This is a genomic window from Nitrospirillum guaranorum (assembly GCF_034653275.1).
In the GTDB taxonomy this organism is placed as follows: Bacteria; Pseudomonadota; Alphaproteobacteria; order Azospirillales; family Azospirillaceae; genus Nitrospirillum.
In genome coordinates this window covers 1,230,216-1,256,026 of record NZ_JAYEES010000004.1, presented here as the reverse complement: position 1 = coordinate 1,256,026, position 25,811 = coordinate 1,230,216, and the positions used below count along the sequence as shown (strand labels likewise).

At 67.1% G+C, this 25,811-nt stretch carries 21 protein-coding genes; 9 read left to right on the top strand and 12 right to left on the bottom strand.

Annotated features, from left to right (window positions below):
- Nucleotides 1-127 precede the first annotated feature (127 nt).
- Both UAJ10_RS27300 and UAJ10_RS27295 read left to right on the top strand, forming a co-directional pair.
- Nucleotides 128-1,321, top strand: a complete 1,194-nt coding sequence (locus UAJ10_RS27300) for an amino acid aminotransferase (protein WP_322918519.1) — start codon at nucleotides 128-130, stop codon at nucleotides 1,319-1,321.
- Complete coding sequence (locus tag UAJ10_RS27295; protein ID WP_322918517.1) at nucleotides 1,318-1,710, top strand: Rieske (2Fe-2S) protein; 393 nt, start codon at nucleotides 1,318-1,320, stop codon at nucleotides 1,708-1,710. Before UAJ10_RS27300 ends, UAJ10_RS27295 begins: the two co-directional genes overlap by 4 nt.
- A 149-nt stretch (nucleotides 1,711-1,859) precedes the next feature.
- On the opposite strand, the gene galE is transcribed toward UAJ10_RS27295, so the two are convergent.
- Both galE and UAJ10_RS27285 read right to left on the bottom strand, forming a co-directional pair.
- Nucleotides 1,860-2,888 carry a UDP-glucose 4-epimerase GalE gene (galE, locus tag UAJ10_RS27290; protein ID WP_322918516.1) on the bottom strand — a complete coding sequence of 343 codons (1,029 nt, stop codon included), beginning with the start codon at nucleotides 2,886-2,888 and terminating at the stop codon, nucleotides 1,860-1,862.
- A gap of 78 nt (nucleotides 2,889-2,966) precedes the next feature.
- The gene (locus tag UAJ10_RS27285) at nucleotides 2,967-4,346 is read right to left on the bottom strand and encodes a glycosyltransferase family protein (protein ID WP_322918515.1); all 1,380 of its coding nucleotides are present in this window, start codon (nucleotides 4,344-4,346) and stop codon (nucleotides 2,967-2,969) included.
- Between the two features lie 358 nt (nucleotides 4,347-4,704).
- Between UAJ10_RS27285 and UAJ10_RS27280 the strand changes: the two genes are divergently transcribed.
- The 7 genes from UAJ10_RS27280 to UAJ10_RS27250 all read left to right on the top strand — a co-directional run bounded on the left by UAJ10_RS27280 (nucleotide 4,705) and on the right by UAJ10_RS27250 (nucleotide 12,246).
- Nucleotides 4,705-5,979: a glycosyltransferase family 4 protein gene (locus UAJ10_RS27280; RefSeq protein ID WP_322918514.1), complete on the top strand. Its 1,275-nt coding sequence runs from the start codon at nucleotides 4,705-4,707 to the stop codon at nucleotides 5,977-5,979.
- A 147-nt stretch (nucleotides 5,980-6,126) separates the two neighbouring features.
- Nucleotides 6,127-7,230 carry a GDP-mannose 4,6-dehydratase gene (gmd, locus tag UAJ10_RS27275; RefSeq protein ID WP_322918513.1) on the top strand — a complete coding sequence of 368 codons (1,104 nt, stop codon included), beginning with the start codon at nucleotides 6,127-6,129 and terminating at the stop codon, nucleotides 7,228-7,230.
- A complete protein-coding gene (gene fcl / locus UAJ10_RS27270; RefSeq protein ID WP_322918512.1) occupies nucleotides 7,199-8,173 on the top strand; it encodes a GDP-L-fucose synthase in 975 nt (324 codons plus the stop codon). Before gmd ends, fcl begins: the two co-directional genes overlap by 32 nt.
- A 149-nt stretch (nucleotides 8,174-8,322) precedes the next feature.
- Complete coding sequence (locus tag UAJ10_RS27265; RefSeq protein ID WP_322918511.1) at nucleotides 8,323-9,867, top strand: lipopolysaccharide biosynthesis protein; 1,545 nt, start codon at nucleotides 8,323-8,325, stop codon at nucleotides 9,865-9,867.
- Nucleotides 9,864-10,697 carry an FkbM family methyltransferase gene (locus UAJ10_RS27260; RefSeq protein WP_322918510.1) on the top strand — a complete coding sequence of 278 codons (834 nt, stop codon included), beginning with the start codon at nucleotides 9,864-9,866 and terminating at the stop codon, nucleotides 10,695-10,697. The genes UAJ10_RS27265 and UAJ10_RS27260 overlap by 4 nt, the downstream gene beginning before the upstream one ends.
- Nucleotides 10,698-10,810: 113 nt before the next feature.
- Nucleotides 10,811-11,659, top strand: coding sequence for a hypothetical protein (locus UAJ10_RS27255; RefSeq protein ID WP_322918509.1), 849 nt, complete (start codon nucleotides 10,811-10,813; stop codon nucleotides 11,657-11,659).
- Nucleotides 11,660-11,832: 173 nt separating this feature from the next.
- On the top strand, nucleotides 11,833-12,246 hold the full coding sequence (locus tag UAJ10_RS27250) for a hypothetical protein (RefSeq protein WP_322918508.1): 414 nt from the start codon (nucleotides 11,833-11,835) through the stop codon (nucleotides 12,244-12,246).
- A 36-nt stretch (nucleotides 12,247-12,282) separates the two neighbouring features.
- On the opposite strand, the gene UAJ10_RS27245 is transcribed toward UAJ10_RS27250, so the two are convergent.
- The 10 genes from UAJ10_RS27245 to UAJ10_RS27200 form a co-directional block, all read right to left on the bottom strand.
- Complete coding sequence (locus UAJ10_RS27245) at nucleotides 12,283-12,552, bottom strand: hypothetical protein (protein WP_322918507.1); 270 nt, start codon at nucleotides 12,550-12,552, stop codon at nucleotides 12,283-12,285.
- Nucleotides 12,553-12,599: 47 nt separating this feature from the next.
- A complete protein-coding gene (locus UAJ10_RS27240) occupies nucleotides 12,600-14,039 on the bottom strand; it encodes a hypothetical protein (RefSeq protein WP_322918506.1) in 1,440 nt (479 codons plus the stop codon).
- Nucleotides 14,040-14,113: 74 nt separating this feature from the next.
- Nucleotides 14,114-15,538, bottom strand: a complete 1,425-nt coding sequence (locus UAJ10_RS27235) for a hypothetical protein (RefSeq protein ID WP_322918505.1) — start codon at nucleotides 15,536-15,538, stop codon at nucleotides 14,114-14,116.
- Entirely contained in the window at nucleotides 15,535-16,734 is a 1,200-nt protein-coding gene (locus UAJ10_RS27230; RefSeq protein ID WP_322918504.1) for a glycosyltransferase, read from the bottom strand. The genes UAJ10_RS27235 and UAJ10_RS27230 overlap by 4 nt, the downstream gene beginning before the upstream one ends.
- Before the next feature lie 168 nt (nucleotides 16,735-16,902).
- Nucleotides 16,903-18,414, bottom strand: a complete 1,512-nt coding sequence (locus UAJ10_RS27225; protein ID WP_322918503.1) for an undecaprenyl-phosphate glucose phosphotransferase — start codon at nucleotides 18,412-18,414, stop codon at nucleotides 16,903-16,905.
- A 183-nt stretch (nucleotides 18,415-18,597) separates the two neighbouring features.
- Nucleotides 18,598-19,860 (bottom strand): glycosyltransferase, encoded by a 1,263-nt coding sequence (locus UAJ10_RS27220; RefSeq protein ID WP_322918502.1) that lies wholly within the window; start codon nucleotides 19,858-19,860, stop codon nucleotides 18,598-18,600.
- A complete protein-coding gene (locus UAJ10_RS27215) occupies nucleotides 19,850-21,121 on the bottom strand; it encodes a glycosyltransferase (RefSeq protein ID WP_322918501.1) in 1,272 nt (423 codons plus the stop codon). The genes UAJ10_RS27220 and UAJ10_RS27215 overlap by 11 nt, the downstream gene beginning before the upstream one ends.
- Nucleotides 21,122-21,223: 102 nt before the next feature.
- The gene (locus tag UAJ10_RS27210; RefSeq protein WP_322918500.1) at nucleotides 21,224-23,515 is read right to left on the bottom strand and encodes a GumC family protein; all 2,292 of its coding nucleotides are present in this window, start codon (nucleotides 23,513-23,515) and stop codon (nucleotides 21,224-21,226) included.
- On the bottom strand, nucleotides 23,515-24,219 hold the full coding sequence (locus tag UAJ10_RS27205) for a polysaccharide biosynthesis/export family protein (protein ID WP_322918499.1): 705 nt from the start codon (nucleotides 24,217-24,219) through the stop codon (nucleotides 23,515-23,517). Before UAJ10_RS27205 ends, UAJ10_RS27210 begins: the two co-directional genes overlap by 1 nt.
- Nucleotides 24,220-24,414: 195 nt before the next feature.
- Nucleotides 24,415-25,731 (bottom strand): outer membrane beta-barrel protein, encoded by a 1,317-nt coding sequence (locus UAJ10_RS27200; protein WP_322918498.1) that lies wholly within the window; start codon nucleotides 25,729-25,731, stop codon nucleotides 24,415-24,417.
- Nucleotides 25,732-25,811 lie beyond the last annotated feature (80 nt).

The following is a 25,811-nucleotide window of genomic DNA, read 5'->3' as shown; positions in this document are numbered from 1 at the left end:
CATATTGGGTTCCCACTGCGCGTCAATGAAAGGACATTGTCACAGATTTCGCATAAAATCATTCAGCAACGATAGGGATGCCGCCGCTGGGGGCGGATCCAGCCCCGCCCATAAGGGAGTCTCCACGATGTCCGCCCCGACGCCTTTCGACGCGCTGACGCCGCAGCCCGCCGATGTCCTGCTGTCCCTGATCGCGCTGTACCGCGACGACCCGCGGCCCAAGAAGCTGGACCTGGGGGTGGGCGTCTACCGCGACGACAGCGGCGCCACGCCGGTCATGCGCGCCGTCAAGGCGGCCGAGGGCCGGTTGCTGGAGACGCAGGGCAGCAAGAGCTATCTGGGGCCCGAGGGCGACATCCGCTATACCGAGCTGCTGCAGCCCATCGTCTTCGGCAAGGCGATGCCGGCCGACACGATGGTGGGGGTGCAGACGCCCGGCGGCACCGGCGCCCTGCGCCTGGCGGCGGAGCTGGTGAACGCCGCCCAGAAAAACGCCAAGGGACCGGGCGCCAAGGTCTGGCTGGGCACGCCGACCTGGCCCAACCACGCGCCCATCATGACCTCCGCCGGGTTGACCGTGGCCACCTACCGCTATTACGACCAGGCGACCCAGACCGTCCTGTTCGATGAGATGATGTCCGCCCTGAAGGGTGCCGCCGCTGGTGACGTGGTGCTGCTGCACGGCTGCTGCCACAACCCCGTCGGCGCCGACCTGGACCAAGCCCAGTGGCGGGCGGTGGCCGATGTGGTGGCCGAGCGCGGCCTGATCCCCCTCATCGACCTTGCCTACCAGGGCCTGGGCGATGGGCTGGAGGAGGATGCCGCCGGCGCCCGCCTGGTGCTGGACGCGGCACCGGACGCCCTGGTGGCGTATTCCTGCGACAAGAACTTCGGCCTGTACCGGGAGCGCGTGGGCGCCCTTTACGCCAAGGGCGGCACACCCGCGCGCACGGCGCTGATGCGCTCCAACATCCTGCTGCTGGCCCGCGTCAACTGGTCCATGCCGCCCGACCATGGCGGCGCCCTGGTGCGCGTCATCCTGGACGACGCCGGCCTGACCGCCGAGTGGCGGGCGGAGCTGGACGCCATGCGCACCCGCATCAACCAGGTGCGCCAGGCCTTGGCCGCCGGTGACGCCTGGCTGGCCCCGCTGGGGCGCCAGCGCGGCATGTTCTCGCTGTTGCCCCTGTCGCCGGAGCAGGTGGCCGTGCTGCGGCGCGACCATGCCGTCTACATGGTGGGCAATGGTCGCGCCAACTTGGCCGGCCTGACGCTGGCCACCGTGCCGCAGTTCATCGACGCCCTGCGGGCCGTGCGTTGAGCGACGCGCCCGCGCCGGGCGGTATCCGCCCACGGCTGACCCGGACGCCGGCCGGGGTGCGCTTGTGCGCGGTGGCGGAGCTGGCGCCGCTCGGCGCCCGCAACTTCGTGCTGGAGATCCAGGGCGACCGTTTCCACGGCTTCGTTGTGAGGCGGGGGGAGGCGGTCATGGGCTATGTCGACCGCTGCCCCCATGCCGGCGTACCCCTGGCCTTCACCCTGGACGACTACCTCGCCCAGGACCTGACCGGCCGGGACGTCATCCGCTGCGGCTGGCACAGCGCCCTGTTCGACATCGATACCGGGCGCTGCGTCGCCGGACCGTGCCCCGGCCAGGGCTTGCTGCCCTGGCCGGTGACGGTGCGCGACGGCTTCATCGAGACCGTATAGTTCGTTTTCCTCAGACGCCGGCAGGCCCGTCCGGGCCCTTGGCTGATCCTCGCTTTCCAGTTCGCTGACGCGCCCCGGAAAGCTGTGGCGGCTGCGGTCGCAGCCTACGGCATGAACCTTGTCGGCCCATGCCGCTTAGGTTCCGCTTGTTAGGCGGTCTTGCGCACGGTGCCGGCGGCAACCCCCGCCTCCTGCGGGGCCTGCAGTTCGCGCAGGCGTCGGCGCCAGGCGTCGGCGATCTGCACGTCCAGGCCGCTGCGCTCCGGCGTCCAGCCCAGGATGCGGCGGGCTTGGGTGGCGTCGCCCACCAGGGCCGGCGGGTCGCCCGGCCGGCGGGGGCCGACCTGCCAGGGGATGGGCAGGCCGGTCACCCGCTCCGCCGCCTCCATGACCTCGCGCACGGAATAGCCGTTGCCGTTGCCCAGGTTCAGGGCCATGGACGGGCCGTCGTCCAGCAGATGCTTCAGCGCCAGGATGTGGGCTTGGGCCAGGTCGCTGACGTGGATGTAATCACGGATGCAGGTGCCGTCCGGCGTGGGATAATCGGCACCATTGACCGTCAGCCCGTCCTTGCGGCCCAGGGCCGCGTCCAGCACATTGGGAATCAGGTGCGGCTCGGGGTCGTGGTTCTCCCCCAGGTCGCCGTCCGGGTCGGCGCCGGCCGCGTTGAAATAGCGCAGGACGACGGCGCGCAGGCCCCAGGCGGGTTCGCAGTCGGCGATGATGCGCTCCATCATCTGCTTGCTGGCGCCATAGGGGTTGATGGGCGCCTGGGGATGGCCCTCCGTGATCGGCACCCGTTGCGGCACGCCATAGACGGCGCAGGTGCTGGAGAAGACCAGGTTGGCGACCCCGGCGTCGCGCATCGCCTCCAACAGGCCGACGGAGCCCGAGACGTTGTTGCGGTAATACAGCAGCGGGTCGCTGACGGACTCGCCGACGTGGGCGTAGGCCGCGAAGTGCATGACCGCGCAGGGATCATAGTCGCGCAGCACGGCGGTCAGCCGGTCCACGTCACCGATGTCGCCCACCTCCAGCGGGCCGTACAGCACCGCCTCCCGGGGGCCGCGGCTCAGATTGTCATAGGTGACGGGGCTGAACCCCGCCTGGGCCAGCGCCTTGCAGGCGTGGCTGCCGATGAAACCGGCGCCGCCGGTCACCACAACGGTGTCGCTCATAGCCTATTCCCTTCACAGTCTTCTCCCCGACAACTCGGGGGGCTTTTGATGGGTCCGCGATAAATCGGGGGCGGCGGATCAGGACGCGGGGCGCGGCTGCATTCCCTCCTCAACCGGCGGCTTTTCCATCGGGGTCGAGGCCCGCCGGGCGAAAAAACGGCACAGAGCCCGGATCTCCTCACCGGCGACGAAGGTCTCGTCGGGCAGGGCCAGCAGGCGCTGCCGCTTGCGCTCATACTCATCGACCGTCAGGTCCTGGAAGAAGCGGACCATGGTATCTTCCAGCGGCTGCTCGAAACCCCAGCCCACATCGTGGCGGCGTACCAGGCGGTCGACCTCGAAGCCTTGGACGCTCAGGCAGGGCACGCCGAAATAGCCCGCCTCATAGAAGCGGTTGGGCAGCAGCCAGCGGGAATTGTGCTCGGTGTTTTCCAGGTCCAGCGCCCAGGCGAAATCCACGCCGGCATACATGTCGGCCAATTCGCCCGGATGGTCGTAGCGGCCGCCGTAAACGATGTTGGGGCAGGACTCCAGCGTCTTGAAGAAGCGCTTTTCATCCACCGTCGTCAGCACGCCGCGGAAACGGATCTGCAGCCGGTCGGGCAGACGCTGGGCCAGGCGGTGCATCAGGTCCACCGTCTGCTCCCCCCGGATCAGGCCGAAATAGCCGATGACCCAAGGGCGGTGTGGCGGCATCAGGGGCTTGGTCCCGGCGGATTGGGCCCCGGTGGGCCGAATCTCGGCCGCCACCGTGGCGGCGGGCTTCGGCCGTTCCGGCAAGCCGATGCGCGGCAGCTTGTTCTCCACCAGCAGCCAAGGGCCCCGGAACTTCTGCGTGGGCGCGTAATAGTGGCGGTGGAAGCCGGGAGAGGACAGCACCAGCAGCTTCACCTGGGTCAGGCAGAGGCGTTCCACCAGCCGCAGCAGGAAAGAGCGCAGGCCGTGGGCCACGAACATGGGCTGGATGTCCAGCACCTCGTAGGCCACCTCCGCCCGCCGGCTGATGAACAGCTTCATGACCAGGGCCAGCAGCAACTGGTCGATGTTGCGGGCGTACAGGATGGTGGCGTCGGTCAGGCGTGGGCGGTGGCGGAAGATGACGCGCAGGGCGCCCGCCAGCGCCTGCAGGCGATGGGCGTACTTGCCATCCACGGTCCGGCCCAGCAGCACGTGGGGCCAGGGCGGCCGATAGCCGCTGTTGTACCGCTCGCGCTCAAACCCCAGGACCAGGACGGGCAGGCCGTTGTCCAGGAATTCCCGCACCCGCTTGATGGTGCTGACATCGGTGATGTCCTGGGTCAGGAACACCACACCGGCCTTGTCCGCCGGCGCGGCGCCGGGCCCGACACGCTGGGCCATCCAGTCGCCCAGGACGTCCCCGCCGGATAGGCCGCCCTGCGGCGCAGTAGCGGTGTCGGTGGGTGAAACGGCGGCAGTGGCAGCCTGACTATTGTCCATGAATGCTGCACTGGGAATTCTTGACGACACGGAGCGTCCCCATTAGCGGCCAATGCGAAGTAATTCATCATGAACCTGGGCGGATTTTCCGTGCTGTGACAAAACAGGGCTACCTTATCATTAAATGGCATATGCCTTTTTTCCGTTGGGATAGCCCCTGTGACTGAAATGGGGCAGATAAAGCACCCCCGGTCACAGGTTGGTCACTGGCGGGTTTGGCGCCGGGCTTGTTTGATTTCAACCACGACATCAGTGGGTTCGTGTGCCCGGACCACCTGTCCACGACGCTGCGGCGCCGAACGGGTTTCCAGGCACCCCCGATCCCGCCGCCGCTCAACCGACCGGAGTGACCAAGGCCGTGGCCGTGCACACCCCCCAGTCCCAATCGCATCCGTCCGGGCGTCCCCAGCAGCCGCCGCGGGTTTTCGGTGGGTTTTCCGGGGACGAGGCGCCCGCCCGTCCGGCCATCACGGAAGGTGAGGCGGGCGAGCGCCGCTTCGACCACGTGGCCATCACCTCGGTCTTCGGCGATCCCACCCATCCCCGCACCTGGTCGGGCGCGCCCCGCAATCTGGGCGTTGCCCTGGAAAAGCTGGGCGTGACGGTGGAGGGCTTCCATCCCCATCTGTCCAAGACCTTCAAGATGGGCTTGGCCGCGCGCCACGTGATGGGCGGCTACGGCCGGCTCATGACGTCGGAGCAGCTGTACCGCGCGGCCCCCGCCCGGCGCCATTTGGCCCGCCAGCTGGCGGCCAAGGCGGCGGAGCGCGGCACCCGTCACATCATCCACACCGGCGCCCTCGACCTGCCGGCGGTGGAGGCGCAGGCCACGGCCGACCCCATGTTCGACCGGGCGCACCGCGTCCACCACTACCTCTATTGCGACCACACCTGGGCGCTGGCGGCGGAGCATCGCCCCGACATCGCCGGCTACAGCGCCCGCGCGCTGGAGGCCTATGAGGAGCTGGAGCGGCGGTCGCTGCACTGTGTCGACCACATCTTCACCTTCGGCCGCTATGTGCGCGACCACATCATCAGCCATTACGGCGTGCCGGCGGCGCGGGTGACGGCGGTGGGCTCGGGCATGGGCGACATCAAGCCCTACATCGGCCCCAAGGACTACGCCAAGCCCAAGCTGCTGTTCGTCTGCAAGCACCTGTTCCGGGAAAAGGGCGGCGAGCTGGTCATCGAAGCCTTCCAGCAGGCGGTGCTGCGCCGGCCGGATCTGACCCTGAGCATCGTGGCCGACCCCTCGGTGCGCGACCGGGTGCCGGAGCATCCGGCCATCGACTTCCGGTCCAGCCTGCCGTGGGCTGAGCTGCAGGAGCTGTACCGCCGTTCCTCCCTGCTGGTGCAGCCCATGCTGAACGACCCCTGGGGCCAGGTGTACCTGGAGGCGCTGATCTCCCGCACCCCGGTGCTGGGCTTGCGCCGCAACGGCCTGCCCGAGATCACCGGCGACGGCCGCTATGGCTTCCTGGCGTCGCGCGCTGACCCGCAGGTGCTGGCCGACCTCATCATCCACGCCGTATCCGATCCGCAGCGCCTGGCCGTCATGGGCGCCCGCGGCCAGAACCACGTGCTGGAAACCTACACCTGGGACCGTGTCGCCCGCGCCGTGCTGTTCCCGTGAGGGAACGGGCGTGCCGGCCGGCCGCCAGGACAAGGGGCGTCTAGAACAAGGGAAAGAAGCGCCCCCGCGAACAACAACCCTGAAAGAACAGAACCCCCAAGATTTTGCTGAAAACAGCGATCAACCCTTTGATGAACGGAGCAGCGTATGTCGAATAGAACCGCGTTGATCACCGGTATCACCGGCCAGGACGGGTCTTACCTGGCCTCGTTCCTACTGGCCCGTGGCTATGTGGTCCACGGCCTCAAGCGCCGTTCGTCGTCCATCAACACCGACCGGCTGGACCACATCTACCGCGACCGCCACGAGGGCGGCTTCGAGTTCTCGCTGCACTATGGCGACATGACGGACAGCCTGGCGCTGACCCGCCTGATCGCCGAGACGCGGCCGACCGAAATCTACAACCTGGCCGCCATGAGCCACGTGGCCGTCAGCTTCGAGATGCCGGAATACACCGCCAACGTGGACGCCACCGGCACCCTGCGCTTGCTCGAGGCCGTGCGGTCGCTGAAGATGCAGGACGACGTGCGCTTCTACCAGGCGTCCACCTCCGAACTGTATGGCGGCATCAGCAGCGATCCCCTGTCGGAGACGACGCCCTTCCATCCGCGCAGCCCGTACGCGGTGGCCAAGATGTACGGCTACTGGATCACGGTGAACTACCGTGAGGCCTACAACATGCACGCCAGCAACGGCATCCTGTTCAACCACGAATCGCCGGAGCGCGGCGAGACCTTCGTCACCCGTAAGATCAGCCGCGCCGTGGCGGCCATCGAACGTGGCCTGCAGAGCTGCCTGTACCTGGGCAACCTGGAGGCCCGGCGCGACTGGGGCCACGCCCGCGATTATGTCGAGGGCATGTGGCTGATGCTGCAGCAGGACAAGCCCGACGACTACGTGCTGGCCACCGGCGAGGCCCATTCGGTGCGCGAGTTCGTGGAACTGGCCTTCCATTGCATCGGCCGCCCGCTGGTGTGGCGTGGCGAGGGCGTGAACGAGCGCGGCTATTGCCGCCGCACTGGCAAGGTGTTGGTCGCCGTCGATCCGGCCTATTATCGTCCGGCCGAGGTGGACTTCCTGCTGGGCGACCCGACCAAGGCCAAGACGGTCCTGGGCTGGGAACACAAGATCGCCTTCGAGGAACTGGTGTTCGAAATGGTGAACGCCGACCGCGCCCTTCTGGATCGCACCCCCGTCAAGCAGTGGGAAGGACAGCACGATGCACAAGCCCCCTTACGAGCTGCGCAATAAACGCGTCTGGGTCGCGGGTCACCGCGGCCTGGTGGGCGCCGCCCTGGTGCGGCGGCTGGAGCGGGAGGGGTGTGACATCCTGACCGTGGGCCGCCACCACTGCGACCTGCGCAACGGCGGCCAGGTGGACAAGTGGATGAAGGATCTGCGGCCGGACGCCGTCTTCCTGGCGGCGGCCCACGTCGGCGGCATCCACGCCAACGACACCCGCCCGGCGGAGTTCATCTACGACAACCTGATGATCGAGGCGAACATCATCGACAGCGCCCACCGCTCGGGCGTGGAGAAGCTGTTGTTCCTCGGTTCATCCTGCATCTACCCGCGGATGGCGCCCCAGCCCATCCCGGAAGAGGCGCTGCTGACCGGTCCGTTGGAGCCGACCAACCAGTGGTATGCCATCGCCAAGATCGCGGGCATCAAGCTGTGCCAGGCCTACCGCCGCCAGTATGGTTGCGACTTCACCTCGGTCATGCCGACCAACCTGTACGGTCCCGGTGACAACTTCGACCTGATGGCCAGCCATGTGGTGCCGGCCCTGATGGTCAAGGCGCACAAGGCCAAGCAGGAGGGCGCCAAGACCCTGGAAATCTGGGGCAGCGGCACGCCCCTGCGCGAGCTGCTGTTCGTCGATGACGCCGCCGACGGCATGGTCTTCGTCATGAAGCACTATTCCGAGGAGGAGCCGCTGAACCTGGGCAGCAGCCAGGAGGTCTCCATCGCCGAACTGGCGGAACGGATCTGCCGGGTGGTGGGTTTCCAGGGCGAGATCGTCCACGACCGCAGCAAGCCCGACGGCACGCCGCGCAAGATCATGGACAACAGCCGTCTGGAGGCCTTGGGCTGGCGGGCGCCAACGTCGATCGACGACGGCCTCGCCCAGACCTACCGCTGGTATGTGGATAATATCGGCTCCGTCCGGGGCGCGCCGGTGGTCCATGCCTGATAGCGATGATTCCCGGGCGCCGGCTCTCCCCGCCGCCCGGGACGTCGCCGCCAATGCCCGGTCCGGCGATTGCCCTCGCCGGGCCGGGCATTGGTTCCACCCCAACAACGGTGGTCCGTGGCTGCACGGGCCGCCGGTGAGAGGTGTTAATGCGTGATCGGAACGGCGATCTCAGTACCGCCCACCTGATCGGTGACATCGGCCGCCGGGCGACCCGCGGCGGCACGGTCATGCTGGGGGCCCAGGTGGTGAAGCTGGTGGCCCAGTTCGGATCCGTCATCGTGCTGGCGCGCGTGCTGGCGCCGGCGGAATTCGGCCTTATCGCCATGGTTGGCGCCATGACGGCCCTGTTCGAAATCGTGAAGGAGCTGGGCCTGTCCGCCGCCACGATGCAAAAGACGGACATCACCCACGAACAGGTCAGCGCCCTGTTCTGGATCAACACCGGCGCCGGCTGCCTCATCGCCGCCTGCCTGGCTCTGGGGGCCCCCGCCATCGCCCGTTTCTACGGGCAGCCCGATCTTGAGGCCGTCACCCGCTGGCTGGCCCTGGGCTTCGTCATGAGTGGCGCCACGGTCCAGCATTGGGCCCTGCTGCGCCGGCAAATGCGCTTCTCCGCCATCGCCATCGCCGAGACGGGCAGTGAGCTGATGGCCTTCGTCGTCGCCGTGGTTCTGGCGTTCCACGGCTGGGGACACTGGGCCCTGGTGGCGCAGCGCCTGGCCGCCCCGCTGCTGGTCATGACCGGCTGCTGGCTCTTGTGCCGATGGCGGCCGTCGCTGCCCCGGCGGACGCCGGGAATACCGGAGCTGCTGGGTTTCGGCCTGTCGGTTTCCGGATGCGGCATCCTGGCCACCCTGGCCCGCAGCGTGGACCAGATCCTGGTGGGCCGATTGTTCGGCGCCGCCACCCTGGGGCTGTACGAACGCGCCGCGCGCCTGGTGCTGGTGCCCATCAACAGCATCAACGCGCCGCTCTATTCCGTGGCCATGCCGGCCCTCAGCCGCCTGGTGGATGAGCCGCAGCGCTTCCGCCGGGCGTTCGGCGTCCTGATCGAGCGGGTGGCCATGGTCACCATGCCGGCCGCCGCCGGCGCCGCCGTTGCCTCCGACTGGGTGACCAACCTGCTGTTCGGCCCGAAGTGGGAGGCGATGTCCCCCCTCATCACCTGTTTCGCCCTGGTGGCGGCGGTGCAGCCCACGCTGATGACCGCCGGCCTGATCTACCTGCCCCAGGGGCGGTCGCGCGACCTGCTGCGCTCCACCGCCATTGACGTCGCCCTGGCCATCGCCTCCTTCGTCGCCGGCATCCCGTATGGCGCCGTGGGCGTGGCGGGGGCCTATGCCGCCATCGGCCTGGTCGTCCGCCTGCCTGTCTGCTTCTATCTGGCGGCGGGGCAGGGGCCGGTCACCCAGCGCGACCTATACCTGCGCATCACGCCCTCGGTGGCGGCGTCGCTGGCCGTGGCCGGTGTCGTCTGGATCCTGAGGAACGGCGTGATGCCCGAGAGCCTGCTGGCGGCACCCCTGGTGGCGCTGGCGGTGGCCGCGGTGGTGGGCATGCTCACCGCCGGGGTCGCCTTCCTGCTGATGCGGCCCAGCCGGGACGCCATGACCGGCGTGGTCCGGTCCCTGTTCGCCCGGCACCCGCCGCAACCGGCAACGACGACCTTCGCCGAGGAGGTGGCTGAATGATCCCCGGTGCGCTGAGACGCGGTGCGAAGCAGCTGGTTCGCACCGTCTGTCCCACGCCGATGATGCTGTGGCTTGAACACAAGTATTTCGAGCATTTCGGCGAAGCCGAAACCCGCCTGGTACGCCATCTTTGCGAGCCTGGGCGCGACGCCATCGACGTGGGCGCCAACGAAGGCTGTTACATCCACTTCATGCGGCCCCATGCCCGGCGCGTGTACGCGTTCGAGCCGGTGCCCTGGCTGGCGGAGCGCCTGGCGGCCAAGTTCGGCGACGGCGTGGTGGTGTATCCCACGGCCCTGTCGCGAACCTCGGGCATGGCCCAGCTGCACATTCCCGTGGTGGCGGGCCTGCCGGAAACCGGCCTGTCCACCTTGTCGCCCACGGCGCTGGCCGACCAGCCGGCGCAGCGCGAGCTGAAGGTGACCTCCTCCCCCCTGGACGCCGTCTATTCCGGCGACGTCGCCTTCATCAAGATCGATGTGGAGGGGCATGAGGAGGCGGTGCTGGAGGGCAGCCGGGACACCATCGCCCGTTCCCGCCCCCGCATCCTGGTGGAGATCGAGGAGCGGCACGCGCGGGGTTCCATCGACCGCATCGCCCGCTTCTTCGACGCCATCGATTACCAAGGCTATTTCCTCTACCACAACAAGCTGCGCACCCTGGACGACTTCGACGTCGCCACCATGCAGCGGCCGGAGGACATCCAGGATTATCGCCCCGGCCTGGCCCGTAGCCAGTTCGCCGACTATGTGAACAACTTCCTGTTCCTGCCCCGCCAAGAATCCCCCGGCACCCTGGCCAACATCGCGGCCGAGCTGGCGCAGGAATAGCAAGCTTCAAACGGAGAGACCCCGCCTGGCAACTTCATCGCGGTGTTCGCGCGCAAGTTGACAAGAACGAATAAAGAACATACGTTGCTCTTCCAACAACAGGGAGAGCGATCATGGACGGTTGGCAGCGTCGATACCGGGTGAGCAACGGCCCTGGCGGCCTGGGCGTGAGTTGCACGGCCGAGGGCCTGGCCCTAGCCGGCGTGCCCCTGCTGGCCAAAGGCGCCGGCGGCTTCCGGGCCCGCCCGGCGGCGGAGGTGGCGGTGTTGCTCCAGCGCGCCTACGCTGGCAAGGAACCGGGCGCTGCGGTGCTGCCCGGCCTCGCCAAGATCGCCGACGCGCTGAATCGGGGCGACCTGGCCCAGGCCATGATCCGCGCCGTGCACCTGCGCCTGCCCGAACTGGATTGGGATGCCGCCGTCCGGCTGGCGCGGGCCAACGACAACTTGGCGAAGTACAGGGATGATCAGCCCCGTGATGAGGATGGGCGCTGGACGGCTGATGGCGGCAGGGTAACGGACGTTATACCGTCCCACGAGGGCTTCGATGTAAAAACCAATACCCAGCCGCAAGCTCAAGATGCGGAGAAAAAGGATGGGGTCTTCGACGTAAAGGCGGAAACAATTCTGAAGCCAAAAGACGCCGAGAGGTTGTTCAATGACCAAATAAAGGAATTGCGCGCGGCGGGTGTGTTGCCAACCCAGAGCCAAATTATGGGAAACTTATTTCCAGATTTCAGATTTGTTCCGAAATTCGCAGTTCAATGGCCGGATAAAAGTGTTCATAAATTTGATTCATTAAAGGAGGCGCAAAAAGCGGCATCAGAAGGCGATGGCAGGAGGATTATTGGCGGCCATACGTGGGGAAACTACAGCGAGATTTATATGACTGCTGCCGCACAAGCCGAAATCCCCGGACTGAGATCCACATCACCTGACAATGAGATTTGTTATTATGCATGAATGGGGGCATCAAGACCAAGGGGGAGCGTGCCAAGATAATGAGGCGTGCGCTGATAATTTTTCGCTCCATCATCAGGGAGCCGACAATGCGCATCATTAAACTGATTAGGGGTGGATGGATATGCAGTATTCTTTCGACTCTATCATGCTCTGTACTTATATGCCTTTTTCTCATGTGGAAATTCCCGCCAACGTCACTCTATGCAGAAGACGTGGAGCAGGCTGCACTGACGGCTCTGTTGAATTTCCTCGAAATGAATAAAGGGCTCTCGGGAGAGTATTATTTTTCTGTTAATGGTTCAGATCCGAATGATCAAATAATAAACTTGATAAATCATAAGTACCCTGATGCAATCATTCACAAATTTAGTGAAAGCAAGGGATATGAGTTCTGTCTTGGAGTTTACCTCGTTGGCGAAGAAAAGAAATGTGCGCCATATCCTTTAATGGATGCTAATTTCATCGCAATGCCAATGTGGCACGTTGCGCTGGTTTCGGCCGGTGTATGGGGGTGCGGAGGTCCATTCTGGGTTTTTAAGGCATTCGGCCGATGGATCGTGCTTTCAGAACACGTCAGCTGCACTTAATCCCGGCGATGCGATTATGAGAGAAGCGTTGACCCCCTAAACCAGCAATCCTGAGGCTGGCAGCCGGTTTTCAACGGTAATCGGCTTAGGCTGCCGCGGCGCCTGGGGCGCCTTATCGGACATCGTGGCGGACAGGGCGTAGGCTGCCCGCATCAGGGCGGCGGCGGCCCGCAGTTCCGATGGGCTGGGCGGCAGGTCGATGGCGCCGCCGAGGTCGACGGGGGAAAGGGTATCGTCCCCCGGACGCTCGGGCACGCCCTCGGGCTCCGGCTCGGTGGGGGAGGGGGCGATCGGCCAGGTGTCCATGGGATGCGCCCCCTTGTCGTCAGGTCGGTGGGTCGGTGGTCGTCGGATCAGTGCAGGGCCGCCAGCGGCGGAATGGTGGGCGGGGCGGGCGGCAGGGCCGCCGCCGGCAGGATCACGGGCGGCTCCAGCGGAGCGGGGATGGCGGCGTCCGCCGCGCGCTTCCGGGCGTGCAGCACGCTGCAGGCGCCGATGAGGAACAGCACGGTCCAGGTCTTGGGGCTGACATAAGCGCCGGAGGCCTGGCCCAGCACCGCCCAGGACAGCCAGCACATCATGACGGCGCGCACGCCCAGCGCGCGCAACCAGCCGCTGATGGCCAGGATCATGACGATGCCGCCGCACAGGCCCAGATAGACCCAGTGCAGGAAGAAGTAGTTGATCAGCACCTCGTTGGGCTCAGGAATGTTCCACAAGGGGCTGAAGGCGCCGGAGCGCAGGAAGACGTCGGCGATGTTGTCGCTGACCAGCTGTTCCCCCGTCAGGCCCACGCCCAGGATGGGGTGGTGCTTGACCACGTCCACCGCCACCAGGAAGGGGCCGATGACGCGGTAGAAGAAGCTCTCGTCGTTGCCCGAAGCGATCTCATGCAGGCGGTTGGCGTAAACCGTGCTGCCCACGATGGCGAAGGCGGTTATGGCCAGGATGCCCACGGCCGCCAGCTTGAGGATACGGGTGGCGGTGGACTGGCTGGCGTCGTCGCTGGGCCCCATCTCGTGCAGCGCCAGCAGCAGCACCAGTAGCAGCAGGGTGGGTCCGGGCATGGCCACCATGGCGGCGGCGGTCATGGCCAGATAGCCCAGGCGCTTGTACTTCCAGTCGCTGGTCAGCAGCCAGGAGAAGGCGAACAGGGTGTAGGCGAAGGTGACGGCCGAGGGCTCCGTCGTGAACAGCTTGGGCCGCACGCGGCCATACAGCATCTCGTCCCGGATGTCGGACTCGTAGATGCCCTGGTGATAGATGGCCAGTCGCACGGCGTCGCTGATGCGGTTCAGGCCGGCATAGCTTTCCAGCAGGGTGCCGATGACGATGGTGATGATGAACACCAGCATCAGGCGCGAGAACGCAGCCGCCCCGGCCTCCACCACCGTCAGGAACAGGGCGTAGGAGATGACCAGCGAATACATCATCTGTAGCAGACCGGTGGTGCGCTTGGACAAGAGGTCCAGGCCCGGGGCGTAGAGGATGGAGGCCAGCAGCAGCAAGGTCACGCCCAGGAAGGCCGCCAGCCCGGTGGGGGAGATGCGGTGCCGCCGGCGCCACAGCAGGATGACCCCGGCCATGCCGGCGATGGCGGCGGGGAAGGGCACGCTGGGCGTGATCTGGATGGAAAAGCCGGTGTAGATGCCCAGCAGGAAGATCACCAGCAGGACCCAGTCGGTGCGGGCCATGCCTGGTCCGGGCGCGTCCACCCCGCCATCCAGGCTCCAAGATCGCTGCGGCGCCCACGCGCCGATGTCAGGGGCCGTCCACTGGGTCGCAAGGGTCATCACTCTGCCTCAGGGCTTGGTGGCTATGGTGTCGGAACCGGTCTTTTTCGGCTGCGCCGGCCAGGGGAAGCTAACTAGGGACGATATCGGGGTCGGCCATTGCCGCCGATGGCGACCAGCGTGCCCGGCGGATAGGGCCGGGGCGGTGGCGGAGGGGCGGGGATGGGCGCCGACGGCGCCATCTTCCGCTTGTGGGCCTCGGCGTGCAGGATGCTGCAGGCCGCGATCAGCATCAGCACGGTCCAGGTCTTGGGGCTGACATAGGCGCCGGAGGCCTGGCCCAGGATGGCCCAGCCCAGCCAGCACAGCGCCAGGGCATGGACGCCCAGGCTGCGCAGCCAGCCGGTGATGGCCAGCATCAGCACCACGCCGCCGCAAATGCCCAGGTAGACCCAGTGCAGCCAGAAGTAATTGGTCATCACCTCCTGCGGGTCCGGGATGTTCCACAGGGGGGAGAAGGCGCCGGACCGCAGGAAAACGGTGGCGATGCTGTCGGCGATCATCTGCTCACCCGTCAGGCCGATGCCCAGGATGGGGTGGTGCTTCAACACCTCCACCGTCACGAGGAAGGGGCCGATGACGCGATAGAAGAAGCTCTCGTCGTCGCCGTTGGCGATGTTGTCCAGGCGGGCGGCGTAGACCGAGCTGGCGATGATGGCGAAGGCGATCAGGGCCAGGGCGGCGATGGCGCCGATCTTGATCAGACGCACGCTCAGCAGGGTGGGGGCGTGCTCCTCCCCCTTCGGCACCATCTCGTGCAGGCCCAGCAGCAGCAGCATCAGCAGCAGGGTGGGGCCGGGCATGGCCACCATGGCGGCGGCCATCATGACGAGATAGCCGAAGCGCTTGTATTTCCAGGTGCTGGTCAGCAGCCAGCAGAAGGAGAACAGGGTGTAGGAGAAGGTGACGGCCGATGGTTCCGACGTGAACAGCTTGGGCCGCACCTTGCCGTACAGCAGTTCGTCCCGGATGTCGGCGTCATAGACGCCGGAGGTGTAGATCTTCTGCCGCACGGCGTCGCTGATGGCGGCCAGGCCGGCATAGGTCTCCAGCAGGGTGCCGACGATGATGGTCAGGATGAAGACCAGCATCAGCCGGCAGAAGGCCGCCGGCCCCGCCTCCACCACCGTCAGGAACAGGGCGTAGGAGATGGACAGCGAATAGATCATCTGCAGCAGGCCGGTGGTGCGCTTGGACAAGAGGTCCAGCCCCGGCGCGTAGAGGATGGAGGCCAGCAGCAGCAAGGTCACGCCCAGGAAGGCGGCCAGGCCGGCGGGTGAGATGCGGTGCCGCCGGCGCCACAGCAGGATGACCCCGGTGACGCCCGAAATGGCGGCGGGGAAGGGGACGTTGGGCGTGATCTGGATGGCGAAGCCGGTATAGATGCCCAGCAGGAATCCCACCAGCAACACCCAATCCACGACCCCCAGCGGCTGCCGTTGCGCGGCGCTGTCTTGGGGAACGGCGCCGTATCCCGCCCATTCTGTCCAGGTCGTCATGCCGCACTGATGGCCGTCAGCAACTGCGGCCCCCTGCTGGTCCAGTGGAAACTGTCGCGACAGGCGCGATAGGCCGCGTCCTGCAGGTTGTTCAGGCGGTCCAGGTCGTCGATGGACTGGACCACGCCCATGGCCAGGTCCTCGTGCCCCGGGTACAGCAGGATGCTCTCCTCCTGCTCCAGCGGCACGCCGGCCACCGAGCCCTTCAGGGCCAGGATGGGCAGGCGGTTGAAGACGTAGTCCAGGACCTTCAGCTTGAAGCCGCCGCCGTTGCGTTCCGGCACCAGCGCGATGCGGGCCGCGTCCATGTGGCGGCGCACGTCGTCCACCGTGCCGGTGAAACGGGTGGCCAGGACGCGCTTGCGCATGCTGGCCAGGAAGGTGGCGTCGCCGCTGCCCACCACCTCCAGCTCCACGCCGTTGGCGGCGAAGATGGCGTCGGCCACGCTGATGAACTCTTCCAGGTTCATGCGCTTGGCGATCCAGTCGAAGCTGCCGACGATGACGGCGCGGCGGGGCAGGTCGCGGCTGATGGGCTTCTTCTCCCGCTCCGTCGCGCGATAGCCCGGGGTCAGCACGGCCATGGCCTTGTCGGGCCAGCGTTGGCGATAGAGGTCGGCGTCGTCGGGCGTGATGGCGGTGATCAGATCCGCCTCTTTCACGATGGCGCGTTCCAGGTGCGTCACCTTGGCGGCGTCGAAGCGCATGGCCTGGTGCTTCAGCAGGTTGGACTGGTTCTGCGCCAGCTGGGCGCGCAACGACTCCTCGTGGTTGTGCGAGACGTACACCAGCTTGGGCCGGTTGTGGCGGTCCGGGTAGCGGCGCAGGAAGTCCGCCAGCGCCCACCCCGAGCCCACGCCGTCCAGCACCACGCTGTCCCACGATTCCGTCGCCAGCAGGCGGCGCAGCCGGGCATGCATGTCCGGCGTGCCGCAACGGTGGGCGATGTTGGGCAAGGGGGACCGCAGGCTGCTCCAGCGCGAGCGGGGCTTATGCTCCGCCAGGTGCCAGGCGATGGCGCCGGTGCCGGGCGTCTCGCGCGCGCCGTCGGCGCGCTTGCCGTCCGGGCGGCTCAACCCCAGCACCGCCATGTCGGCGCCCGCTTGTGCCAGGCTGCCGATCAGTCCCCCGGAATAGATGAACTGTCCATTATGGGGCGGATCGGGGTCGGCCAGCGTGATCCAGAGGCAGCGCATGGGCTACGGTCCCTTCTGTGATGGTCTATCGCCGGCCCCCTCAGGCGCCGGGCGCGGGCATCCGCCCGCTTGGCTTCCTCAGTTTCCAGTCCACTGCGTTCCCCGGAACCTTCCGGCGGACGCAGTTGCGTCCTACAACGGCACCAGGCGAGCCTGGTGCCGTCGGTGTCAGTAGGCGTTCTTGGTGAAGATGCTGCTGGTGATGGTGCGGGCGATGATTTTCAGGTCGCCCAGCACGGTCCAGGTCTCGATGTAGCGGAGGTCGTGCTCCACCCGCTTAACGATGTGCTCCACCGTGCTGGTCTCGCCGCGCCAGCCGCTGACCTGGGCCAAGCCGGTGATGCCGGGCTTCATGCGGTGACGGCTGTCGTACTGGGCGACGGCGTCGCGGTAGAGCAGGCCGCCGGCCTTGGCCGACTGGGCGTGCGGACGGGGGCCGACGATGGACATCTCGCCCCGCAGCACGTTGATGAACTGCGGCAGCTCATCCAGGCTGGTGCGGCGCAGGATGCGGCCCAGGCGGGTGATGCGGGGGTCGTTGCGCTGCGCCAGCTTCTCGGCGTTCGCGTCCGCCATGTGGTGGTACATGGAGCGGAACTTGTACACCTCGATCAACTGGTTGTTGTAGCCGTGGCGCTTCTGCTTGAAGAAGACGGGGCCCTTGCTCTCCAGTTTGATGGCCACGGCGATGGCCAGCATGATGGGCGAGATCATGACCAGGATGATGGCGGCCAGCACCCGGTCTTCGACCGTCTTGGCGATGGCCCGCCAGCCGGTCAGGGGGTGGCTCAGCAGGTCCAGCACCGGCGGCTCATCGCCGGCACCCTCGCGCCAGCCGCCCGCTTGGCGGTGGATGTCCACCTGGTCCAGGCTGATGCCCACGTCCACCGGCGCCAGGCTCAGTTTGGCCAGGGCCGCGGCCAGGGCGTGGTTCTGGTCCGACAGCGGCATGGCCAGGATCACCCGGTCCACCCGGCCTTCACGGATTTCGGTCAGCAAGTCGTCCAGGCCGCCGCGGATGGGGTAGCCGACGCAGAAGCGGGCGTGGCTGGCGCGGTTATCGTCGTAGACGCCCACCACGTGGCGGTCGTCGCGCGGGTTGGCGCGGTAGCGGCGCAGCAGGCGCTGGCCTTCCGGCCCCGTGCCGACGATGGCCACGGCCTGGGTCAGGCGCCCGGCGCGCTGGCAGGAGTTCACGGTCAGGCAGGTCGCCAGGCGGCCCACCACCAGGGCGCCCAGCGCCAGCAGCGACCAGATGGCCAGCCAGCTGGTCATGGGCGGGTCGAAGGCGCCCAGCAGGTACAGCAGCGCCACCAGGCTGCCGGCGGTGGCCGCCCAGGCCAGGGCCAGGGGCAGCAAGCCATCGGCCGGCTTGCACAGGCGGTTCAGCTGGCGCGCGCCGGTCCAGCGCAGGGCGTACATGCCCAGCGCCAGGCCGATGATCAGCACCAGGCCGAACAGCGGTCGGGCCACGGTGCCGTCCGCCAGGGCGGAGGCGGCCAGGCCGGTGGCCAGGATGGCCAGGGCATCGACGGCGGCGACGGTGCCGGTGATCACCTGCGGCGCCAGGGGCCGGCCGCCACGCAGGCGTTGGGTTCCCTCCGCGGGGACGGCGACCGCCTGGGTCTCCCGCAGCGTGACGAGGGGGGTGGAAAGGGCTTCGGACAGGGCTGGGGGCATGGGTTGGGTTCCTGAATGCGGCGACCGGTGGCCACGGCCGCCCACGCAGGTGCGACGGTCTGGCCAAGGGTGGCTGATCAACAGCCGAGTTCGCCTAAATCAGGCCACGCCCAACTCAAGAAGTCCTGTGACCAAGCTGGGACCTGTTCGCACCTGCGGCAATCGATCCCGGGAATACTCCGATCAGGGAGCGCCCATGAGGCTGGAGAATATTTCGGAAGCGAAGTTTTGCGGACTCTGATGGCGGATGTAATTGGCCGCAGCTTCTTGGTCGAAATAACTGCGGGTGTCGCTTTCCGATATATATTCTATGCCTTTGGAGAGGACCTCGCTGTCGGTCGTATCCAGCGCGAGGCCTAGCCTGTGGGTCCGGGCCAGGCAGCCCAGCAGGCCCAAATCCTGGGTCAGCACCGGCTTGCCCGCCTGCGCCGCCCACAGCAGCACGCCGCTGGACCCGACGAAGCGCTGATAGGGGGCCAGCACCACCGACGCCTCCTTGATCAGGGCGTTGATCTCGCCGCTGGTCAGACGCCGGTCCTCCAGGTGGATCCACAGGTTGGGCTGTTCCTGGATCACCTTTTTCAGGGCGGCATACACCCGGTCGCGCAGGGCGGGGTCCACCTTGCCGGCGATCATCACGCCCACCTTGGCCGCCGCCTCCGCCGGCAGTTGGCACAGCGCGTCCAGCAAGGACAGCACGCCCTTGCGCTCGCTCAAGAATCCGAACAGCAGCAGGGTGACGCGGTCGGTGGGCATGCTGTCGGCCAGCGTCCGCTCTTCCGCCGTCTCGTTCACGAAGGGATGGACGGGGTCGACCACGGTGCGCACCTTTCCCCCCTGCCCATAGTGGTCGTGGGCGTAGGTCGGGAAGTAGGGGTCCAGCGTCAGGACGCGATGAACCGCGGAATTGCGCAGCATAAGAGGGTAGAGCAGGGCTTTGCGCGCGTCGCGCAGCCATTCCTTCAGGCTGGGCTCGTAACTGCCCAGGGCGCGGTAGTGGACGGACGGCCGGAACAGGATGCCGCACAGGCGGCGGCCCCGCGCGCCCAGCGACAACGCAAGGGGCAGGGTCAAATGATCCAGCGACAGGAAGTGCCCGGCCTCGGAGCCCGTGCGCTCCAGATAGCGGCGCATGACCCACCAGCGGGCGAAGCCGCGCACCGGCAGCAAGGGGTGGCGGCACAGCGCCTGCTCCGACGGTTCCAGCGCCAGCACCTGCACGCGATCCTGGCGGCTGGCGGCGCCATCGGCCGCCAGCTCGTCATACAGTTCGCGCGCCACGACGAAGGTGACGCGGTAGTCCCGCTTGTCCGAGGCGGCGAAGTGCATCAGGTGCTTCAGCCACTCGCAGGGGTGGCCCTCCGCGTCCGGCTCGAAGATGACGAAGGAGCGGGGGCCCTCGGCCAGGGGTCTGGCCTGGGCTCCTGCTTGGGACTTACTTGGCATAGAGCGCGTCCAATCGCCGGACCAATCCCCCCAGGACGTGGGACCGGGAATAGTGCTGTTCCACGAAACGCCGGCCGCGCTCCCCCAGTTCCCGGCGCAGGCCCGCATCCCGCACCAGGCGCAGCACGGCCTCGGTGAAGGCCGCGGTGTCGTGGGGCGGCACGCAGATGAAGGCGCCGCTGCGTTCCCGCAGGTGCCATAGGGGGCTGTGCGGGTTGGCCGTGGTGACGAAGGGGCGGCCCACCGCCATGATATTGAAGATCTTGGACGGGATGGCGAAGGCGGCGGCCTCCGGCTCCTGGGGCACAAGGTGGATGTCGCCCTCGGTCAGGCCTTGGCGCAGCTGGTCGGGGGGCAGCAGGCCGGTGACGCGGACCCGGCGCAGCGCGCGGGCGGCGATCTCCTCCTCCAAGGTGGCGCGCATGGCGCCGCTGCCCCGCAGGATGATCTCCACGTCGTCGGTCTGGCGCTGCAACTCCTCCGCCATGGACAGGACCTGGCCCAGGCCCTGCTTCAGGCCGAAGTTGCCGCTGTACAGCAGCCGGGCGGCGATCTTCGGCGCCGGAGTGATCGCGGGGCCGTCGTTGGCCGGCACCTTGGGCGTGTCGGGGTACAGGCGATCGGTATCGACCCAGATGGGCACGACCTCGATGTCCTGCGTCACGCCCAGGTCCCGCAACTGTTCGGCCATGTGGTCCGTGAGCACGACGATCAGGTCCACCCGGTTCAGCACGGTGCGTTCGCACCAGCGCATCGCCTTCACCAGGCCACCGCTGGACACCATGTTCAGCCCCTGGGCCATACCGGACTGGATGTCGTGGATGATGGCGACATGGCGGCCGTCGCGCTGACGGACCAGGCAGCCCAGCGCGACGGTGAGGATGGAAGGACAGAGGCTGATGACCAGGGGCTTGGGCTTCAGCCGTCCCGAGGCCCGGGCCCACAGCCCCGCCAGCAGGAAGCTGGCCTCGGCCAGGATGCGGGCCTTGGCCGAGCCCTTGCGGGGGATCATGGCCCGCAGGCGTTCGACCCGCACGCCGTTCAGCACCTCGTGACCGCCCTTGAAGTCCTTGTACTGGGTGAAGACTTCGTTGCCCGGATAATAGGGCAGGCCGGTGAACACCGTGGTCTCGCAGCCCAGCCGGGTCAGCCACTCCGCCAGATCGGCGCACTGCGGGGCGGAGCCGATGAGTTCCGGCGGATAGGCGCGGGTCAAAAGGGCCGCCTGGGGGGAGGGGACGGAGGAAGGAGGAAGATCCATCCCCTTCACCCCCTCTGGCGGCAAGTCACGCAGGGCCTCTCGCTCCATGGGGCTATCCTTAACCGAAGGGGCCTTGACCGAAGGGGCCTTGACCGGAGTGGATCAGCCGAAATGATCGGCCAGGGGGCGGGCGTAGTCGTAGTTCAGCGGGCCGTAGCCGTACTGGCGGTAGCGGCGCGGATCGACCCGGGACATGATCACGCCGGTCAGGTCGCACTGCACCTCCACCAGTTGGCGCAGGGCCTGCAGGGCGGCGTTGCGGCGGGTGTGGTCCCAGCGCACGGTGAACAGCACCTTGTCGACCATCCGCGACATGGCCAGGACCTCCGCGCCCACCAGCACCGGCGCCGTGTCGATCAGCACCAGGTCGTAGTTCTTGGCGAAGGTTTGCAGCAGGACGCGCATGCGGTCGGACGTCAGCATGCGGGTGTCCTTGGACGTCCAGTGGCCGGCGGTGATCAGCTCCAGCCCCGACAGGGTGTCGTGGTGGATGCAGTCGTCGAGCACCACGCTGTCATCGGTCAGCAGCGAGGCCAGGCCGTGCTTGTTCGACACGTTGAACAGCTTGTGCTGCGAGGGGGAGCGCCAGTCGCAATCCACGATCAGGATGCGCCGGCCGTGGCTGGCCAGCAGGCGGCCCAGGGCGGCGATGATGACGCTCTTGCCTTCGCCGGGGGCGGCGGAGGACAGCAGCACCGTGCGGGGGCTGTACTCCATCTCCGACAACTCCAGCGCGATGTGGATCTTGCGCAGGGTCTCGGCGAAGGGGGACACAGGCTCGCGCAGCACCTGGGCGGTGGGCGACTTGCCCTTCACCTCCGGCACCAGGGCCACGACCGGGATGCCCGTGGCGCTTTCGATCTGGCTGCTCTGGCGGAAGGTCTGGTCGGCCTCCTCCATCAGCAGGGCGATCAGCATGCCGGCGACAGCGCCCACCAGGGTGCCCAGCAGCAGGATCAGGGCCTTGGGCGGATAGCTGGCGGACACGGGCGGGGTGGCGCGGGAGATGACGCGGGCGTCGGGCGCCTCCAGCTGCTGGCGGCCGATCAGGCGCTTCTCTTCCGTCAGCATGGTTTCCAGCAGGTGCCGGTTGACGGCGGCGTCGCGCTCCATCGCCTCCAGATGGATGGCGTTCTGGTTGTCGGAGCCCAGGGAGCCCTTTGCCTCGTTGAAGTCGCGCAGCACGGCCTGGTAGCGGGCGTTGGCCGTGCGGGCCACGTTCTGCAGGCCGTTGATGATGCCCTGCATCTCCGCCTTGATCTTGCGCTGGGCGTCGGCGATCTGCGCCTTGGCGTCGGTGACCTGCGGATGCTTGTCGCCGTAGGTGGCGGACAGCTGGGCCAGGCGCTGCTCGGCGGCGGCCTGCTGCTGCTTCAGCGACTGGATCAGCGGGTTGTTCAGCACCTCCGGCACGCTGTCGCCGGTGATGCCCTGGCGCATCAGGTTCTGGGCGTCGTTCAGGTGCGCCTCGGCGTCGGCCTTGGCGGTCTGGGCGGTGATCAGCTGGGTGTTCAGCTCCGTCAGGCGCTGGCCCATGATGCCGGTGCCGTTCTGCTGATCGTACAGGCCGTACTGCTTGCGGTAGTCCTCGATGGCGCGCTCACTATCGTCCACCTGCTTGCGCAGGTCGGCGATGCGACTCTCCATGTACTCCTCGACGCGGCTGGCGGTGCCGACCTTCACGTCGCGCTGCTCCGCCAAATAGGCGTCGGCGACGGCGTTGGCGACCAGCGAGGCGGTTTCCGGATCGCGGGTGGTGGCGGATATTTTCAGGACGTCCGAACGGCCGACCGTGGCGATGTCCAGCTTGGACAGCAGGATGTCGACCGTGCGGTTGTTGATCATGGCGGCCGTGCGGGCCTGCTGTTCCGGCGTTTCCGGCGGCTTGGCCTTGGGCTTGGTCAGCCATTCCGCCACACTGGTGGGTAGCAGCCGGGCCCAGGCCGGGATCTGGGGCGCCGCCGTCTTGGCGTCCGGATTGAACTCCGGATCGTCATTCAGGTGCAGCCGGTCGACCACCTTCTGGGCCAGTTCGCGCGACTGGGCCACCAGCCCCTCGCTCTGCACCCGCTCGGCGTTGAAGGTCATGGATGCCATGGTCGGGCCGATGCCTTCCAGCGAGGGCTGGGGCACGCCCACCAACACCCGGGATTCCGAGGTGTAGCGCGACGGCATGCTCCAGCCGACGATGCCGGCCAGAAGGGCCGTGCCGACGGTGCAGGCCAGCACCAGGCGCCGGTGCGCCCAGATCTTGCGGTAGGTGTCCAGCACGTCCCGCTGCTGTTGCTGCGGCGGGGGCATGTAGACGGGGCGGGGGGCCGGCGGGGCGGCGGTGAGGCGCCGGGGGAGGATGGGACCACCACCCAGGGCGCGGGGCTGCTCGGGCAAAGTCATCAGAAATAGCGCTCCCGGACTGTGATGACGTCGCCGGGTTGGACCGGCGTCGTCGGTTCGGCGTCGACCTGGGTTTTGCTGCCGTCCTTGGCGGTGCGCTGCAGACGGAAGTCGTCGTCACGGGCGCGGTAGGTGAACCCGCCGGCCAGCGCGACGGCGTTCAGCACCGTCATGCCGGAGACATAGGCGTAGCTGCCGGGGGTCTTGACCTCGCCCAGGATGTAGAAGGGCCGGTAGCTCAGCACTTCCACGCTCACATGGGGGTTCTTGATGTAGTTGGGGGACAGGCTGCCTTCCAGCGTCTTGCCCAACTGGCCCGCCGTCAGCGAGCCGGCGTGCACCTGGCCCACCAGGGGGAAGGACAGGGTGCCGGTGCCATCGACGGCGTATTCGCCGGACAGGTCCTGCTGGCCGAACACGGTGATGCGGACACGGTCGCCCGGGCCCAGCTGATAGTCGGCGGCGGCGACGCCGCCACCCACGCCGGGACCACCCATACCGGGTCCGGCGGGCGCGCCGGGGTTGGACGCCGGCTCGTTACTCGCGATGGCGCCCCCAGCGGCACCCCCAGCGCTGACGTTGGGAGCCGGCGGCTGGCCGGCGTTCTGGGCGTAAGCCGTGTAGGGAAGCGCTAGGGCCCCGGCCACGACCGCCAGGATGGCCAGCCGGGACGGGGATTTGCGGGGGAGGCGGGAAGGCAGCATTCCGGCACCTTCTGCTTGATCGGAGGCAGCCCGGCCGCCTAGGCGCCGGGGTCTCGTTTGTGGGTCTGGTGGTGACGGCCCGTTTTTCGTGGGGCTCACACGATAGTTTTATCAAAAGTGGGGGGCGGCGGTTGTGATCAAACGGGGGCCGCCCCCGCCTGCGCTGTGATCGCGATGGATACAGCCAGTATTCCCTTACAGATGAAGGGTTAAGCCAACCAAAATGTTGTGGTCCGCGTACCCGATTCCGGTGCCATTAGAGGACCGGATTTGGTAGTTGTAACGGACGTTGATGGCGGTCATTTGGTTCATCATGTATTTAGCGCCAAGACCAACGCCATAGACATCATCTGTTCGGCCTATATTTTGAAAATCGTCGGCCTCATGGCTTAGCTGCAGGTGAAGAATGAGGTTGCGCAGCAATTCGTGGTCGGCCGCCACGGTTTCCTTGGTGGCGAAATAACCGGCCGCCCCGACGACGATGGTTTCGTCGATGTCGCGGGTGATCTCGCCGGTCACGGTCGTCAGCGGCGTCACGTTCCAGGTGATCTTGGCGCCGCCCGTGGGGGCGGAGAAGGTGCCCAGGCGGACATCGTCATAGTCCTGCGACCGGTATCCGGCGAACAGGTCGATGGAGGTGATGCCCGTCAGGTTGTACTTGCCGCCCACCAGGACGGTGTAGCCGTTGGAATTGCGGTTGAATCCGCTCATGTCCGACGTGCTGTCATAGTTGCGCGTGTTGTAGGCGCCCTTCACGTACAGCTCATACAGGCCCTGGATGGTGTAGCCGGTGCGGACGCTGACCTCGTTCTCATCATGGTTCTGGCGTTCCCACAGGATGGTGCGGCCATCGAAGGTCTGGGCGTTGGCGAAGTCGTAGCGGTTGTAGCTGTCGCCCAGCTCGACGAACAGGTTGCCGAACTCCTTGTGACCGACCACGCTGGCCGAGGCCTGGTTGTATTCGGTCGGGTCGGCCTGACCGACGATGTTGTTGGGCGAAGTGCGGGGCAGGTGCCACAGGCTGTAGTCGGCGCCGCCGGATATCCACGCGTCGTGGTAGACCTCCAGCCGGCCGTCCGCGCCGATGTCGTAGTTGGCGTAGTTCTCGCGGCTGTGTTGGGCGTACCAGTCGATGTCGCCGCTGGCGTGCAGGTTCAGCTGGTGCACGTTCCAGTTGGACTTCAGCTCCAGCTTGGGCTGCAGCACCGTGATCAGGTCGCTGGTGTCATGCCCCTGAGTCGCATAGATGTTGCTGTCGAAAACCTCGTCCAGCGTGACGCTGGGATAGAGGATGAAGCCGCCCACCCGGATGCCCGGCGGGTCGAATTCGGGGTGTTGCCGGGTGGCCACCGTGTCGTCCGGCGACGTTTCCGTCTGGGCGTTGGCGGGGGCGGCGGCCAAGCCGCCGGTCAGCGCCAGCCCGGCCGCGGCCAGCAGCAGGCGCCGCTTCAGGCCGCCAGCCGCCATCGTTTCCGCGGCCGGATGAAGCCGGGCGAGAGGGCTATCGTACATCACCCTTCCGAACGACGGGGTGGGATGGCGTCGATGGTATGCAGGCATCGGATTTGACCTCGGGCTTGGCGCGTTGCCCT

Coding starts and splice junctions, on each gene's coding strand:
- UAJ10_RS27245 (WP_322918507.1), bottom strand. CDS start 12,552: ATGGACACCTGGCCGATCGCCCCCTCCCCCACCGAGCCGGAGCCCGAG.
- UAJ10_RS27215 (WP_322918501.1), bottom strand. CDS start 21,121: ATGGATCTTCCTCCTTCCTCCGTCCCCTCCCCCCAGGCGGCCCTTTTG.
- UAJ10_RS27255 (WP_322918509.1), top strand. CDS start 10,811: ATGGACGGTTGGCAGCGTCGATACCGGGTGAGCAACGGCCCTGGCGGC.
- UAJ10_RS27230 (WP_322918504.1), bottom strand. CDS start 16,734: ATGCGCTGCCTCTGGATCACGCTGGCCGACCCCGATCCGCCCCATAAT.
- UAJ10_RS27205 (WP_322918499.1), bottom strand. CDS start 24,219: ATGCTGCCTTCCCGCCTCCCCCGCAAATCCCCGTCCCGGCTGGCCATC.
- UAJ10_RS27210 (WP_322918500.1), bottom strand. CDS start 23,515: ATGACTTTGCCCGAGCAGCCCCGCGCCCTGGGTGGTGGTCCCATCCTC.
- gmd (WP_322918513.1), top strand. CDS start 6,127: ATGTCGAATAGAACCGCGTTGATCACCGGTATCACCGGCCAGGACGGG.
- UAJ10_RS27250 (WP_322918508.1), top strand. CDS start 11,833: ATGTGGAAATTCCCGCCAACGTCACTCTATGCAGAAGACGTGGAGCAG.
- fcl (WP_322918512.1), top strand. CDS start 7,199: ATGCACAAGCCCCCTTACGAGCTGCGCAATAAACGCGTCTGGGTCGCG.
- UAJ10_RS27240 (WP_322918506.1), bottom strand. CDS start 14,039: ATGACCCTTGCGACCCAGTGGACGGCCCCTGACATCGGCGCGTGGGCG.
- UAJ10_RS27220 (WP_322918502.1), bottom strand. CDS start 19,860: ATGCCAAGTAAGTCCCAAGCAGGAGCCCAGGCCAGACCCCTGGCCGAG.
- UAJ10_RS27235 (WP_322918505.1), bottom strand. CDS start 15,538: ATGACGACCTGGACAGAATGGGCGGGATACGGCGCCGTTCCCCAAGAC.
- galE (WP_322918516.1), bottom strand. CDS start 2,888: ATGAGCGACACCGTTGTGGTGACCGGCGGCGCCGGTTTCATCGGCAGC.
- UAJ10_RS27300 (WP_322918519.1), top strand. CDS start 128: ATGTCCGCCCCGACGCCTTTCGACGCGCTGACGCCGCAGCCCGCCGAT.
- UAJ10_RS27265 (WP_322918511.1), top strand. CDS start 8,323: ATGCGTGATCGGAACGGCGATCTCAGTACCGCCCACCTGATCGGTGAC.
- UAJ10_RS27285 (WP_322918515.1), bottom strand. CDS start 4,346: ATGGACAATAGTCAGGCTGCCACTGCCGCCGTTTCACCCACCGACACC.
- UAJ10_RS27200 (WP_322918498.1), bottom strand. CDS start 25,731: ATGTACGATAGCCCTCTCGCCCGGCTTCATCCGGCCGCGGAAACGATG.
- UAJ10_RS27260 (WP_322918510.1), top strand. CDS start 9,864: ATGATCCCCGGTGCGCTGAGACGCGGTGCGAAGCAGCTGGTTCGCACC.
- UAJ10_RS27225 (WP_322918503.1), bottom strand. CDS start 18,414: ATGCCCCCAGCCCTGTCCGAAGCCCTTTCCACCCCCCTCGTCACGCTG.